We start from the raw sequence: 13,423 nt of genomic DNA, 5'->3' as shown, positions 1-13,423 counted from the left end.
CGCGGCGCGGATCAGGAAGCTCGAGCGCGCGCCGGTCTGCAAATGGCGCGGGTTGATGTCGGGCGTGTTGACGAAGAAGTTCGGCCGATAGAAGTCGCGCACCTCGGTCTGGGTGAGTTCCGTGAGGTACTCGGTGAAATCGCGCTTCGACTCGCGCCACGTGAAGTACGTGTACGACTGCGAGAAGCCGAGCTTGGCGAGCCGGTACATGAGGCGCGGGCGCGTGAAGGCTTCGGAGAGGAAGATTACGTCGGGGTGGCGTGCGCGCACGTCGGCGATCATCCATTCCCAGAACGGAAGCGGCTTCGTGTGCGGGTTGTCAACGCGGAAAATGCGCACGCCGGTGTCCACCCAGAACAGGATCGCGTCGCGCAGCGCGAGCCACAAATCCGGCTTCGAGTCGTGCGCGTAGAACTCGGGGTTCACGATGTCCTGGTACTTCTTCGGCGGGTTTTCGGCGTAGCGCAGCGTGCCGTCGGGCCGCCATGCGAACCAGGTGGGATGCGCCTTCAGCCACGGGTGGTCGGGCGAGCATTGGATCGCGAAGTCGAGCGCGATTTCGAGGCCTTGTTCATGCGCCGCGGCGAGCATGCGGCAGAAGTCCTCGAGCGTGCCCAGTTGCGGATGCACCGCGGTGTGGCCGCCTTCGGCCGCGCCGATGGCGTAGGGGCTGCCCACGTCGCCGGGTTGCGCATTGAGCGTGTTGTTGCGCCCCTTGCGGTTCGCGAGGCCAATGGGGTGGATCGGCGGGAAGTACAGCACGTCGAAGCCCATTTCGCGGATGCGCGGCATCTTCGCGATCACGTCGTCGAAGGTGCCGTGGCGCGATTCGTCGTCGCTCATCGAGCGCGGGAAGATCTCGTACCAGCTCGCGAAGCGGGCGGCGCCGCGCTCGGCATCCACGCGATTGACGATCGTGTCGCGCGAGAGAAACGGCCGATGGCGCGCGGCGCGCACGGCCGCCGCCGTCGAAGGCGCGGCGATGATCGCGCAGCGTGTTTCGGTATCCGCAGCAATGAAGCGCTTGACGATGGCGTCGAGCGTTTCGTTGCTGCGCTTCTGGTCGTCGTCGCCCGTGCCCGATGTTTCTGCGGTGGCGAGCACGAGCGCGAACAGGCGGCTCGCTTCTTCCAGCTCCAGATCGACGGGCTGGTTCGCCGCGCGCTTCTTGTGCAGATGCTCCGCGAGCGAGGCGAAGTCGTCGCGCCACGCAATCACGACGTACTCGTAGCGTCCGATGCGATCGAGCGGAATGTGGCCCGCCCACAGGTCGGTGCCCGCGGGCGGCACGGCCGTCATCGGCGATTCGTGCCAGGCCGTCTCGTCGGCGGCGCGCCAGAGCACGGCGGCGTCGATGCGGTCGTGGCCCTCGGCGAAGATGGCCGCGCGTACTTCGCAGCGCTCGCCCACGGTGCGCTTCGCGGCGAAGCGGCCGTGATCGACCGAGGGCTGCGCGCTCTCGATGGCGATGCGCGGCGCGGCGATCGCTTCGAGCACGCTCCTGTGACCACTCGTGTCGGTCTTGCCGCGATCTTCGGGCGGCGCGAGCACCACGAGCGGGCTCGCGAGCGCGCGGAACATCCAGCATGCGCCCGCGGGCAGCGTGAATGTCTCGGGGATCGCGCTCGCGTCTCGCGGCGCGGGCAGGCGGGCGCCGCGCAGCGTTTCGGCGTCGAGCGGCGCGAAGCGCGTGAAGCCGCCAGGCACACCGTCGAGCAGCCGCGCGAGATCCACGCGCACCGGCGCGGCGAGCGCGGGATTGATGAGCGTGAGGATGGCGTCTTCCGCGTCGCGCAGACCTGCGCGGTCGCCGCGCAAGAGCGCCGCGACGCTGGCGCCAGGGCCATTGAGCGCGCGCAGTTCGCCGTTGGTCTGCAGCGCCCACGTTTCGCGTTGCAGGGCGTTGGCGTGCGCGACATCGGCGCTCAGATCGAAGGGCGCGCGCGCCTTCGCGGCTTCCCACGCCTGCGCGCTGTTGCCGCTGTGCGAGGTCGCTTCGTCGACGCCGTATTCGAAGCCCATCGGCATGAGCCAGCCGGTGCCGAGCGCGGCTGCCGCACGCAGCATGCGGCGATACGCGCGCTCGACCGCGCGCGCGTCGGCGGCGCCTTCCTGATCGTGTGCGTAACGCGCGCCATACGGTGCTTCTGGAAACGTTATCGGCGAGCCCACGCGGCGCAAGGCGGCGTGCTCCTCGACCATCCAGCTCGACGAGAAGTCCCACCAGCGCAGCGATGAGAAGGCCGCGTCGAAGCCCGCTCCTTCGAGGTGCGCGAGCGCCTCGCGCGGCAGGCCCGGTGTAGCGGCGAGCCAGCGCGCTTGCGGAAAGCGCGCGCGTACGGCATCGAAGATCGCGCGCAGGACATGGGGCGGCGTGCGGTGCGGCGAGTCCACACGAAAGCCGCCGAGACCCGCTTCGACGAGCGCGATGGCGCGCGCCGTCCACCATGCGATGAGCGGCGCGCTCGCGCGCTCGAAATCGGCATAGGCGACGTTGGCTTCGCTGTGGCCGTGGCGTGGGTCGAGGCGCGCGTCTTCGGGCTCGAAGGGATGGAACCATTCAGGATGCGCGGCGTAGAGCGCGCCGTCGGCGGCGCTACGATCGAGGACGAGATCGGCGAGCAGCGTGACGCCGCGCGATTGCGCCGCGAGCGCGAGTTCGCGCACGGCGTCGTCTGCGGAAAGCGGGCTGCCGAAGGCCGCGTTCAGGCGCGTATGGTCGGCGACGACGCGGTCGTCGCCCGACGCGCCCGAGGCGAACAGCGCGCCGATCAGGACGTGATCGAAGCCCAGCGAGGCCGCGCGGGCGATGTGCGCCGGCCACGCGTCGAGTGGTCCTGCCAGGACGGAATGGACGAAGTAGATCCGCGGCGCATAGGCGTGGGGGGGTTCCATCGGTCGTATTCCAGGTACGTCAGGCGAAGGGGATGCAAGTCGGGGTCAGCCGAAATGCGATCGCGCCGCCCGGGGGCTGCCGGAGCGTGCCGCGCTGCGCTTGGTGGACAGGCACCTGTTCAGAGTAGTTCAAGAGCAGGCCGGAACCAAACCGCTTGCGCCGCGTGGCGACTTGCGGGGGAGTCGAGCAAGGCACATGCCCACGAGCGGCCCAGGCGCGCGGCGCCGCGCGCGGGCGCACGTTCGCAAAGGCTGGGCATAAAGACGGGTGAATCGAGCGGAGAAACCGGCGGCGATTGCCGGTATCCGTTGCAGCGGAGAGAAGCGGATCAGCTACCGACCATGCTCGCGGCGATGTTCACGCACAGGCCTAGCACAGAAACGTTGAAATAGAACGACAAAATCGATTGCGCGAGCACGCCGCGCCGCGCGCTGCGCCCGCGCAGGCCGATATCGGCGGTTTGCGACGCGCAGGCGATGGTGAACGAGAAGTACAGAAAGTCCCAGTAATTCGGCGTGAGCTTTTTGTCGGGAAACACGAGGGAGGGCTCGTTGGGATCGGAACCGTAGTAGAGGCGCGCGTAGTGCAGCGTGAAGATGGTGGGAATGAGAAACCACGCCCCGATGAGCGTGAGCCCCGTGAGCAGCGAATGCAGCACTTTCGAGGCCGTGCCGAGATCCTTCGTCGTGCCCAGCTCGATGACGATGGCGACGATGCTCGCCACCGTTGCGATGCAGATGAGAAACAGCACGGTCCCCGCGTTTTCGTCTTCGCGGCGGGCGTTCACGCGCACGCTCTCTTCGTTTGCTAACACCATGTGCAGCCAGATCAGCACGAGGTAGGTCCATACCGTTGCGTCCCAGCCGAGCAGGACGCGCGCGGAAGTATGGATCGAGGCGGGCGAGAGCAAGCCGAGCACGACGCCCACGGCGATGGCGATCATCAAGTGCGGCCGGTTGCGTAGTACCAGCGGGATGAGGTTCATGGCGTGGCGCGGGGAGGCGCGGGTTAGCAATCGATTGCGGCGATTCTACCGTGCGCGGTCCGCCGGGGTGACGCGCTGTTCGCTGTTATGCCGGGCATGCAAGCTTTCGGTTTGTCTTATCGGGCCATAAGGGGCTATATTGCTTGCGCAACGCGGCAGCGCGCTCTCGCAGTCAGCGCAACGATGGTGCATATGCAGTGATCCGCGTTGACAGACGATAGGAAACGTTATTCGTGTGGCCTGGTTTCAGGCGCCGCCCGCGCCGGCGGCAAGCGTGTTTCGCCCCCAGCCAGGGGAACCTGGCGGGATCGACCTCATCTGGAGTGCCCATGACAGATGTGACACAACACGGGATGTCTCAGGCGCCGCACGATCTTCCCGCTGTACTCGAGCGCCTTGGCCGTCCCGGCCGCAGGCGTTTCGTCTCGGGAACGTGCGCAGCGGCGCTGCTCGCCTTCGCGGCTGCCGGGCGCTCGCGCGCGCCGTTCGGCATGGGCCGCGCTTTCGCGGCGACACCGGCGAGCGCATCCGGCAGCGGCTATGACGCGTTCATCAAGCTATCGCAGCGCCTTACTGGCCGCACGAGCTTCGACGCCGTGCTCGGCAAGCGCGTCTATGCCGCGCTCGACCACGCCAGCAGCCAGTTCGACGCGAACGTCGCGACGCTCAACACCTGGATTCAAGGTCACGGCGGCGTGCCCTCCGATACCGTGACCGCCGCACTCAAGCCCGATCAGCCGGAACTCGCGTCGATGGTGGGCGACATCATGCGCGCGTGGTATCTCGGTCTCGTGGGCGAGATGCCGAAGGTGCAGGTGGTGGCCTTCGAAAAGGCGTTGATGTTCGACCCCGTCAACGACGTGCTCACGATTCCCTCGTATTGCCGCGACGTGCCGTTCTACTGGAAGCACAAACCCGCAGGCGAATAGCGGTGCAACGGGCACGCGCATCACGGCCGCGCCAGGCCCCCACAACGAAAGCCAAAGGATGAGGTCGACAATGGCGACAGGACATTCCGCCGACGTGGTCGTCGTCGGTTCCGGCGTGGCGGGCAGTCTGGTGGCGCACCAGCTCGCCCGGGCCGGCGCTTCCGTCGTGCTGCTCGAAGCGGGGCCGCGCCTCGCGCGCTGGCAGATCGTGGAGAACTTCCGCAATTCGCCCGCCAAGGCCGATTTCGCCACGCCGTATCCGTCCGTGAGCTACGCGCCGCATCCCGAATACGCGCCGCCCAACGAGTATCTCGTGCAGAAGGGCGATTATCCGTACAACTCACAATATTTGCGGCTCGTGGGCGGCACCACGTGGCACTGGGCCGCCGCCGCGTGGCGTTTGCTGCCGGCGGACTTTCGTTTGAAAACGCAGTACGGCGTGGGGCGCGACTGGCCCTACCCCTACGAGACGCTGGAGCCGTGGTATCAACGCGCGGAAGAGGAACTGGGCGTGTCCGGACCGGACGCGACGTACGATCTCGGCTCGCCGCGCACGAAGCCGTATCCAATGAGCATGCTGCCGCTTTCCTGGATGGATCAGCGCTTCTCGCAAGTACTGAATGCGAATGGCTTTCACGTGGTGCCCGAGCCGGTCGCGCGCAATAGCCGCCCGTTCGATGCGCGTCCCACCTGCTGCGGCAACAACAACTGCATGCCGATCTGCCCGATCGGTGCGATGTACAACGGCGTGGTTCACGCGGACAAGGCCGAGCGTGCGGGCGCGAAGCTCGTGCCGCAGGCCGTGGTCTATCGCATCGAGGCCGACAACAAAGGGCTCGTTACCGCGGTCCACTACAAGGACCCGAGCGGCAGAAGCACGCGTGTGACCGGCAAGCTCTTCGTGCTCGCCGCGAACGGCATCGAGACGCCCAAGCTCATGCTGATGTCGAAGAGCGATGCGTTTGCCCACGGCATCGGCAACAGCTCCGACCAGGTGGGCCGCAATCTCATGGATCATCCGGGCACAGGCATCACGTTCATGGCCAACGAACCGCTATGGCCGGGGCGCGGGCCCATGGAGATGACCTCGGTCGTGAACTTCCGCGACGGCGCGTTCCGCTCCGCGTATGCCGCGAAGAAACTGCATCTGTCGAACGCGGTGCCCACCATGGCCGTCACGGCTGCGCTGATCAACAACGGCTTGACCGGCGCGGAACTGGACCGGGAGATACGCGAGCGCACGTCGCGCACGCTCACCATCAACAGTTTCCACGAGCATCTGCCCGAGCCTCAGAACCGCGTGCTGCCCTCGAGCGAACACAAAGACGGACTCGGCATTCCACAGCCCGAGATCTATTACTCGATCAACGATTACGTGAAGAAGAGCGCGGCGAACACGCATGAACTCTATGCGCAGATCGCGCAGCTTTTCGGCGGCACGGACATCGCATTCGACGATGCCTTCGCGCCCAACAATCACATCATGGGCACGACGATCATGGGCGCGAACGCCGCCGATTCGGTCGTCGATGCCGATTGCCGCACTCACGATCATGCGAATCTGTTCGTCGCCAGCAGCGCGGTGATGCCCTCGGCCGCTTCGGTGAACTGCACGCTGACGATTGCCGCGCTGTCGCTGAAGCTGGCCGACAAGCTGCGCCACGAGCTTTGATACGAGCCAGACGATGAAAACAGCGAAGTCCTCCACAGCGGCCACCACGAATCACGAGCGAGAGAGACGCGCGCGTGCCGCCATCGCGGCCGCGCTCTTCTGCGCCTTCGCGCTCTATATCGCGTGGCACGCGTCGCACGAATCGAACACGCGTCCCGTCGACGAACTGCCGATGTCCACGGCGCGCGGCGACGACACATCGACGCCGATTGCGGACGCGGACAAGCCCGAACTCATCAAGCGCGGCGCCTATCTGGTGCGCATAGGCGACTGCGTCGCGTGCCATACCGCGGACCGAGGCAGGCCGTTTGCGGGCGGCCTGCCCATCAGCACGCCGTTTGGAAAAATCTACACGCCGAATATCACGCCGGACCCCGATACCGGCATCGGCCAGTGGAGCGATACCGACTTCATACGCGCGCTGCACGAAGGCATCGGCAAGGGCGGCGAGCGGCTGTATCCCGCGTTTCCTTACGTCGAATTTACGCGCATGACGGAGCAGGACATGCTCGCGATCCGCGCGTATCTGAATACGGTCGCGCCGGTGCATTACACGCCGCCCGCCAACGAGCTGCGCTTTCCGTTCAACCAGCGCTGGCTGATGATCTTGTGGAATCTCTTCAACTTCAACGAAGGCCGCTTCGTGCCCGACCCGAAGCAGAGCGCCGAATTCAACCGCGGCGCCTATCTCGTCGAAGGCCTCGCGCATTGCGAGGAATGTCACACGCCGCGCAACTTCATGCAGGGGCTCAAGACGACGGCGCGTTTCTCGGGCGCGACGCAAGCGGGCTGGCAGGCCTACAACATCACGCCCGACCGCACGAGCGGCATCGGCAACTGGAGCGACGACGCGCTGATCGCCTATCTTTCCACGGGCATTGCCGCGGGCCACGCCAGGGCGGCCGGTCCGATGGCCGACGTGGTCCAGCACTCGACGCAATACCTGACACATGAGGACCTGCGCTCGATCGTGGCGTATCTGCGCGCGCTGCCGCCGGTTTCGGGCGGCGTGACGCGGCCGCGCGATGCATGGGGCAAGCCCGCTGTGAGCGACATCACCGCGCTGCGCGGCACGGCGATCACGTCCGTGAACGGCTTGCAGCTTTTCGTGGCGAACTGCGCGAGCTGCCACCACTGGACCGGCGAGGGCGTGGGGGGAAGCGCGCCGGGCGCGTATCCATCGCTCATTCATAACAGCGTCGCGGGCGCGCCGAGCCCGAATAACCTCGCGATGGTGATCCTGCACGGAGTGAGGCGTCAAACGAAAGACAGCGACGTGCTGATGCCGGCATTCGGCGATGCATTGAGCAACGAACAGGTGGCGGCCCTTTCCAACTACGTGACGACGCAGTTCGGCGATCCGCGGGCCACCCTCACGGCCGGCGAGGTCGCGGCATTGCGTGCCCAGCCCCAGTAACTCGCCAGCCGCGCCGGGACGTTGTACCGCGCTCGCGGCGACACTGATAGCCGCAAACGCGTATGCTGTGAATGCAGGCACGCCGCTTGCGTGTAGTCTGCTTTGTGACGCGCCCGTCGCAATCGTATTCGGTACGATATTTGGCGCTCATATGGCCCACTCACACAGCGCTATGATGAAGTGATGACGCATACACCCGACGCTCTCGTGCAGCACCATGCCGCCAACCTTGCAGGTCGCGATTTCGTAGTAGGCGATTTGCATGGTTGCGTGGAGGCGTTGCGCTATCTTTTACGCGAAGTCGAGTTCGACACCGCGCGTGACCGGCTGTTTTCAGTGGGCGATCTCGTTGACCGGGGCGAACGCGAGCAGTGCGAACAGGCGCTCGCGCTGCTCGACAAACCGTGGTTCTATGCCGTGCTCGGCAATCACGAAGACGCGCTGTGCGCCGTGGCCGAAGGGCGGATGCCGCGCAACCGCTGGTATGGCATCGGCGGCGGCTGGGCGCAGAGCGTGCCCGACGCCGAACTCGTGCACTACGCGCAACGGCTGCGCCAGCTGCCGCTCGCGCGCGTGGTGGGCGAGGGCGAAAAGCGATTCAATATCATTCATGCGGAATTTTTCGGCGACGACGCCGCGCTCGACAGCGGTCAGTTCGATTCCGACGTGCGCGAACGCATGCTTTGGGGTCGCGATCTCGTGCTCGGCACGGGCGACCCGGCGCGCTATGCGCTCTCGCTCACGTTCTGCGGGCATACGCCGGTGCGCGAAGTGCGGCAGATCGGCTCGCAGGTGTTCATCGACACCGGAGCGTTCATCACCGAAGGACGCCTCACCATGGTCGAGGCGCTCACGTCGCGCATCTTGTCGGTCTCGCAGGTCGAAGCGCTCGCGCACGGCGCGGCCGCGATCGTGCTGCCCTGAGGCCCGGCCCCTGCCGGTCTCCCGTTGGCCGCTTCGGCTATACGATGCGGTTCAACTCGAACACCATGTCGATGGTGTGCCCATTCCAGTTGTATTCCAGATACGCCGCGTGATGGCACGCGCGCAGCAGCGTCGTGCTGAAGGCGGCGAGACATTCGCCGTCCTCGTCGCGCACCGACGGATACGCAATGCCTGGTGCACGCGCCTCGCGGGCGGCGCGGCCTAGCGTCTGGCCGGCCGTGTAGTCGTCGGGCGAGAGCACGCCCGGGTCGAGCGCGGGGTCGTCGCGCAGATCGATCACCTCGCCATGCGCGATCACCGTATAGAGCCGCATTTGCTGGCGGATGGGCGGCTCGTTCGTGGCGGCGAGAAAAAGCCCCGAGTGATAGCGCGTTTCTGCCACGGCGGTGGCGCGCGAGCGCGCGCAGTAGAACACGCCGTATGTGCCATCGGAAAAACGGCTGCCCAGCGGATTCAGGTGCGTGAAGGCCGCCATGATCGGCCCGTAGCCGGGGCCGAAGCGGCGCTCCTCGCGCGGCACGAGGTCGAGGTCGCCGGTTTCGGTGCGCAACCGGTCGTTGGTGAGCGCTTCGAGCGCATAGAGCGCCTCGAAGTCGTCCGCGGAAGCCACGCGGTCGAACAGATTCACGGCGGGAAACCGGGTGGGAATCACCCTGAACGCGGGTGACCAGGTGAGCTGCGCACTGCGCCAGCGGTCTTGCCAGTTCGTTTGCGTCACGCCCAGCCGCCTCGCATTGCGTCGAGATACTGGCGCACCGCTACGAGGTCGCTGACGTTGCCGGCCAGCATGCGGTCGAGCGCGCGCCGTCCGCCAAAGGGCGGCGCGCTGTTGGGGCGCTTGATCCAGGTGTCGGCGGAGGTGGGTTGGGGCAGGAGAATCTGCAGCGCCTTGTAGATGCCGAGCAGCAGCGAAAGGCGTTCGAGTGTGTCGCGGCCCAGCCGGGCGGTTTGCGGGGACTGCTTCCACTTGAAGAACGTGGATCGGCCCGGCGAGCCGAGCAGAATAATCTGCTCTTCGGCGCTCAGGTCCCAGTCGCGCGCAATGTTGAAGAACGCCCTGAGCCCCGCCGCCGACATTTCGGTGAGCGAGGGCTCGGCGCGGGGGCGTCGCGACGGCGTGACGGAAGCAGTGGCGGGTGACATGGTGGTCGAGTCCTGAATTGAACTTTTAGTAGATATTAGTCCATATATGGATTATTGCAAGTTTTGACTCGGTATAATCCTCGCCGGACATTGGGACGGCATTTGGGGAGAGACGAGGTGCGGGCAGGCGTATTGATGGTCGCGGCGATGGTAGTTGCAGCGCCGCTGTGGGCATGGGGGCAGGGGAAGACAGCCGGAGCGCATGCAGGACAGGGAGCGGCGGCTGCGCAACAGTCGCATGGCGGGCAGGCGTCCAAAGCGCGTGGCGGGCACCGCGGCGCGGCGTCGCACATAGCCGGACGTCATACGCACGCGACGGGTTCCACCCATGCGAGCGCCCCGCGCCATGTAGCGAAGGCCGACAAGCCGCCGCACGCGAAGGGCCACGCGCCGGCGCAGCGGCACACGCCCGGCGAGGCCCACGCGGCGGCACATGCGAATCATCCGGCTGCTGGCGCGGCACCTGCGCCCAAAACCGTCACGCAAAAGCGTCCCACGCCGAAGCCGGCCGCCGTGCGGCCCGCGCCACGCCGCAAGCTCGTGGTGGATGCGCCGCCGCCGCACATCCAGCGTGCGATTCCCGTGCCGCACGCGTTGCCGCCCATCCTGAGCTGAACTGAGCTGAACGCCAGCTAGCCTGTGCCGAGCCCCGACGCGAGCAATTGCAGTGTTGCCGCGGTTCGCGGCTCGCGCACCCGCGAGTGGAGCAGGACCTGCGAAACCGGCAGCGCGGGCAAACCGAGCCGCGCGCCGACGTCGATCAGTTCGCGCGGCGCGACCCGGCGCGCCAGCGGCGAGACCGCGAGCCCGGCGGCCAGTGCCGCGCCCACTGCGGCGACCCCGCCGCCCACGAACACTTCGGTCCACGCGACGCCCGCGGCGTCGAGCGCGCGGATCGCCGCGGCCCGCACCGCGCATGGCGCGGCGAGCAGCGCGAGCGGCAGCGCCGTGCCGGGCTGCCACTGCCATTGCGGCGCGGCGAGCCAGACGAGCGGCTCCGCGAAGAGCCGGCGGGCATCGCCGCGCGGCACCTCCTCTTCCTCCTGACGGACGACGACGGCATCGAGCCGCCGCTCGTCGAACTGCGCGAGCAGATGCGCCGAGAGCCCCAGATGCAGCTCGATCACGAGCCCCGGGTCATGGACGCGAAGCTGGGCGAGCTGGCGGGCCAGGTTGGCGTCCGCGACATGCTCGCTCAGGCCGAGCGCGAGCCGCCGCTCGTCGCCCGAAAGCGCCCCGAGCGCGCGCTCGTGTGCGCCCAGCAGGTCGCGCGCGGCGGCAAGGAACGTGAGACCATCCGCCGAAAGCCGCACGACGCGCGGCGTGCGTTCGAGCAATTGCTTGCCCAGATGCGCCTCGAGGCGCTTGAGCTTGAGGCTCACGGCCGATTGCGTGGTATCGAGGGCGTCGGCGGCGCGCGTGAAGCTGCGCAGCTCGGCGACGAGCACGAAGGCGCGCACGGCGTCGAGATCCAGTGGTTTCATTTCAGATGGAAATGGATGAAATATCTATCTATGCCTGTTTATTATGATAGACCGCGCCTAAGCTGATGTCATGTCAAACCCACCGGAGATCGACATGCCGTTCACTCGCATCGCGGTTCGCGCAGGCAAGCCCGCCACGTATCGCAAGGCGCTCACGCAGGGCATTCATCAAGCGCTGATGGAGGTGTTCAAGGCGCCCGAAGACGACATCTTCATGATCATCACCGAGCACGATACCGATAACTTCGTGTTCGGCCGGCACTACCTCGGGATCGAGCGCAGCGACGACCTGGTCATGGTCCAGATCGCCGTGAGCAACACGCGCGGGCAGGATCAGAAGAAGGCGCTGTTCGCGCAGATTGCCGAAAACCTCGCGCGCGATCCGGGGGTGAGGCGCGAGGACGTGTTCGTGAATCTCGTGGATGTCGCGCGGGAGAACTGGTCGTTCGGGAACGGGGTGGCGCAGTACGCGACCTGAGGGCGGAGCTTGACGCCTGATGCGGCCGTCGGCATGCCTCGCGATTGCTTTCGCGAGGCGGCCGCATCACCATTTCTTCTCGTCGAGCAGCCGGTCGAAAAGCCGTTCCCGCAGCGTGTCGGGCACGGCCGACAGCCCGAGCAGCGTGCTGAACGCAATGCCACTCGCGGCGAAGTAGCGTAGCAGCGAGAGTTCGAGATCGCGGGCCTCGGCCTGCAGCTGTTCCATCTTGGCCGCGTCCTGGGCCTTCAGGTCTTCGAGCAGCGCCGGGCTTTCGACCAGGGCCGCGAGCACTGCGCGCGCGACGGAGTCCGGCTGGTTGATCGACTCCCTGAAAATCGCGATCTGCGCCGAAAGGACCGGTTCCGCCCGGGCCTGGCCGCTCGCCGCCAGGTGATCTTGCGCGATCTGCTCGAATTGTTCCCGCTGACGATCCAGCAGCGCGCGCAGCACGCCCAGTTTGTTACGGAACTGGTGTAGCAATCCGCCTTTGCTAATGCCGCTTTCGCGCGCGAGCGCATCGAATGTCAAGCCGCCGACGCCGTCGCGGGTCAGGATTGCGAGCGCAGCGTCAATCGCCTTTCTGCGGGAAATTTCGGAACGTGTCTGGTTATCCATGGGCGTGATTGTACCCCTGCATCGCGCCGAAAACAAACCGGATAGACGGTTTACATCATCGGAGACTGATGCTACGCTTCGTCTCGTCGTGAACTCGGCCGGATGCCAGGCGGTATCCGGCAACTTTTGAAAGGATGCCTTCGTGCTCAACAACCGTCTTCTTCTCACGTCTTCGGCTTGCGTAGTACTCCTGATGTTATCGGCGTGTGCAGGCGTGCAGCCCGTTGCCTATAGCAGCCTCGCCTCGTCTTCGCAGCTCAAGGAGAACCGGGATCACGACGCCGCGCAGACGCCATTCCGTTATGCGGCGCCGGTGCTCTGGTCGCGCTATTCGCAGGTCATCGTCGATCCGGTCGCGGTGTATCGAGGCGCCGACAATCAGTTCGGCGACCTGTCGGACTCGGACAAGGACGTGCTCGCCGCCTACATGCACAAGACGTTTGCCGACACGCTATCGAAGCGTTTCGACCTGGCTGCCCAGCCGTCGCCCGCGACGCTGCGCGTGAAGCTGACGTTGACGGGCGCAGAGAAAACGACGGCCGTGGTCGGCCAGGCGATGCATTTCGACATCGCGGGCAATCTCTATAACGGCGTTCAGGCGATCCGGGGCGGCAAGGGGGCGTTCAGCGGCTCGGTCTCGTATGCCGTGGAGGTGTACGACAGCGCGTCGGGGCGTCTGCTGCGCGCCTATGTGACGAAGCAATACCCGAACGCGATGAATCTGCCCGCCGCGTTCGGCTCGCTGAGCGCGGCCGAAACCGGTATCGACAAGGGCGCCGATGCACTCGTCGAGCAGTTGCGCTAGCGGCGAAGCCGCCTGCGGGCAAAGGGCGCCGCCGGTCCGAAGTTCATCGAC

The 13,423-nt window shown here is 66.3% G+C and carries 13 protein-coding genes; 7 read left to right on the top strand and 6 right to left on the bottom strand.

Annotated features, from left to right (window positions below):
- Both AB4Y44_RS29920 and AB4Y44_RS29915 read right to left on the bottom strand, forming a co-directional pair.
- On the bottom strand, positions 1–2,895 hold a 2,895-nt coding region (locus AB4Y44_RS29920; RefSeq protein WP_368701594.1), incomplete at its 3' end, for a maltotransferase domain-containing protein.
- 329 nt (positions 2,896–3,224) lie between these two features.
- Complete coding sequence (locus AB4Y44_RS29915; RefSeq protein ID WP_368701593.1) at positions 3,225–3,881, bottom strand: DUF1345 domain-containing protein; 657 nt, start codon at positions 3,879–3,881, stop codon at positions 3,225–3,227.
- A gap of 329 nt (positions 3,882–4,210) precedes the next feature.
- Here AB4Y44_RS29915 and AB4Y44_RS29910 point away from each other — a divergent pair, with 329 nt between their 5' ends.
- The 4 genes from AB4Y44_RS29910 to AB4Y44_RS29895 all read left to right on the top strand — a co-directional run bounded on the left by AB4Y44_RS29910 (position 4,211) and on the right by AB4Y44_RS29895 (position 8,823).
- Positions 4,211–4,810, top strand: a complete 600-nt coding sequence (locus tag AB4Y44_RS29910; protein ID WP_342918564.1) for a sugar dehydrogenase complex small subunit — start codon at positions 4,211–4,213, stop codon at positions 4,808–4,810.
- Between the two features lie 70 nt (positions 4,811–4,880).
- Positions 4,881–6,482, top strand: coding sequence for a GMC family oxidoreductase (locus tag AB4Y44_RS29905; protein WP_368701592.1), 1,602 nt, complete (start codon positions 4,881–4,883; stop codon positions 6,480–6,482).
- 13 nt (positions 6,483–6,495) lie between these two features.
- A complete protein-coding gene (locus AB4Y44_RS29900; protein ID WP_368701591.1) occupies positions 6,496–7,899 on the top strand; it encodes a c-type cytochrome in 1,404 nt (467 codons plus the stop codon).
- 183 nt (positions 7,900–8,082) lie between these two features.
- Positions 8,083–8,823, top strand: a complete 741-nt coding sequence (locus tag AB4Y44_RS29895; protein WP_342918567.1) for a metallophosphoesterase — start codon at positions 8,083–8,085, stop codon at positions 8,821–8,823.
- A 37-nt stretch (positions 8,824–8,860) separates the two neighbouring features.
- Here AB4Y44_RS29895 and AB4Y44_RS29890 read toward each other — a convergent pair whose 3' ends face one another.
- Both AB4Y44_RS29890 and AB4Y44_RS29885 read right to left on the bottom strand, forming a co-directional pair.
- On the bottom strand, positions 8,861–9,562 hold the full coding sequence (locus AB4Y44_RS29890) for an RES family NAD+ phosphorylase (protein ID WP_368701590.1): 702 nt from the start codon (positions 9,560–9,562) through the stop codon (positions 8,861–8,863).
- Positions 9,559–9,987: an MbcA/ParS/Xre antitoxin family protein gene (locus AB4Y44_RS29885; protein WP_028202945.1), complete on the bottom strand. Its 429-nt coding sequence runs from the start codon at positions 9,985–9,987 to the stop codon at positions 9,559–9,561. The genes AB4Y44_RS29890 and AB4Y44_RS29885 overlap by 4 nt, the downstream gene beginning before the upstream one ends.
- Positions 9,988–10,104: 117 nt before the next feature.
- On the opposite strand from AB4Y44_RS29885, the gene AB4Y44_RS29880 reads away from it, so the two are divergent.
- The gene (locus AB4Y44_RS29880; RefSeq protein ID WP_368701589.1) at positions 10,105–10,602 is read left to right on the top strand and encodes a hypothetical protein; all 498 of its coding nucleotides are present in this window, start codon (positions 10,105–10,107) and stop codon (positions 10,600–10,602) included.
- A 17-nt stretch (positions 10,603–10,619) separates the two neighbouring features.
- On the opposite strand, the gene AB4Y44_RS29875 is transcribed toward AB4Y44_RS29880, so the two are convergent.
- The gene (locus AB4Y44_RS29875) at positions 10,620–11,471 is read right to left on the bottom strand and encodes a LysR family transcriptional regulator (protein ID WP_342918571.1); all 852 of its coding nucleotides are present in this window, start codon (positions 11,469–11,471) and stop codon (positions 10,620–10,622) included.
- Positions 11,472–11,565: 94 nt separating this feature from the next.
- Between AB4Y44_RS29875 and AB4Y44_RS29870 the strand changes: the two genes are divergently transcribed.
- Positions 11,566–11,949, top strand: coding sequence for a tautomerase family protein (locus AB4Y44_RS29870; protein WP_368701588.1), 384 nt, complete (start codon positions 11,566–11,568; stop codon positions 11,947–11,949).
- A 66-nt stretch (positions 11,950–12,015) separates the two neighbouring features.
- Here the strand turns inward: AB4Y44_RS29870 and AB4Y44_RS29865 are convergent, their stop codons facing one another.
- On the bottom strand, positions 12,016–12,567 hold the full coding sequence (locus tag AB4Y44_RS29865; protein ID WP_342918573.1) for a TetR/AcrR family transcriptional regulator: 552 nt from the start codon (positions 12,565–12,567) through the stop codon (positions 12,016–12,018).
- A 193-nt stretch (positions 12,568–12,760) separates the two neighbouring features.
- Between AB4Y44_RS29865 and AB4Y44_RS29860 the strand changes: the two genes are divergently transcribed.
- Complete coding sequence (locus tag AB4Y44_RS29860; RefSeq protein WP_368701598.1) at positions 12,761–13,372, top strand: DUF3313 domain-containing protein; 612 nt, start codon at positions 12,761–12,763, stop codon at positions 13,370–13,372.
- The last annotated feature ends 51 nt before the right edge of the window (positions 13,373–13,423 follow it).

This window comes from Paraburkholderia sp. BR10937, assembly GCF_040965695.1.
Taxonomy (GTDB): Bacteria; Pseudomonadota; Gammaproteobacteria; order Burkholderiales; family Burkholderiaceae; genus Paraburkholderia.
This window is presented reverse-complemented; position numbering and strand designations above follow the sequence as displayed.

What these genes read in the sequence shown, in the direction of transcription:
- AB4Y44_RS29915 (WP_368701593.1), bottom strand. Translation starts at nt 3,881, where the DNA reads ATGAACCTCATCCCGCTGGTACTACGCAACCGGCCGCACTTGATGATC.
- AB4Y44_RS29910 (WP_342918564.1), top strand. Translation starts at nt 4,211, where the DNA reads ATGACAGATGTGACACAACACGGGATGTCTCAGGCGCCGCACGATCTT.
- AB4Y44_RS29905 (WP_368701592.1), top strand. Translation starts at nt 4,881, where the DNA reads ATGGCGACAGGACATTCCGCCGACGTGGTCGTCGTCGGTTCCGGCGTG.
- AB4Y44_RS29900 (WP_368701591.1), top strand. Translation starts at nt 6,496, where the DNA reads ATGAAAACAGCGAAGTCCTCCACAGCGGCCACCACGAATCACGAGCGA.
- AB4Y44_RS29895 (WP_342918567.1), top strand. Translation starts at nt 8,083, where the DNA reads ATGACGCATACACCCGACGCTCTCGTGCAGCACCATGCCGCCAACCTT.
- AB4Y44_RS29885 (WP_028202945.1), bottom strand. Translation starts at nt 9,987, where the DNA reads ATGTCACCCGCCACTGCTTCCGTCACGCCGTCGCGACGCCCCCGCGCC.
- AB4Y44_RS29875 (WP_342918571.1), bottom strand. Translation starts at nt 11,471, where the DNA reads ATGAAACCACTGGATCTCGACGCCGTGCGCGCCTTCGTGCTCGTCGCC.
- AB4Y44_RS29870 (WP_368701588.1), top strand. Translation starts at nt 11,566, where the DNA reads ATGCCGTTCACTCGCATCGCGGTTCGCGCAGGCAAGCCCGCCACGTAT.
- AB4Y44_RS29865 (WP_342918573.1), bottom strand. Translation starts at nt 12,567, where the DNA reads ATGGATAACCAGACACGTTCCGAAATTTCCCGCAGAAAGGCGATTGAC.
- AB4Y44_RS29860 (WP_368701598.1), top strand. Translation starts at nt 12,761, where the DNA reads ATGTTATCGGCGTGTGCAGGCGTGCAGCCCGTTGCCTATAGCAGCCTC.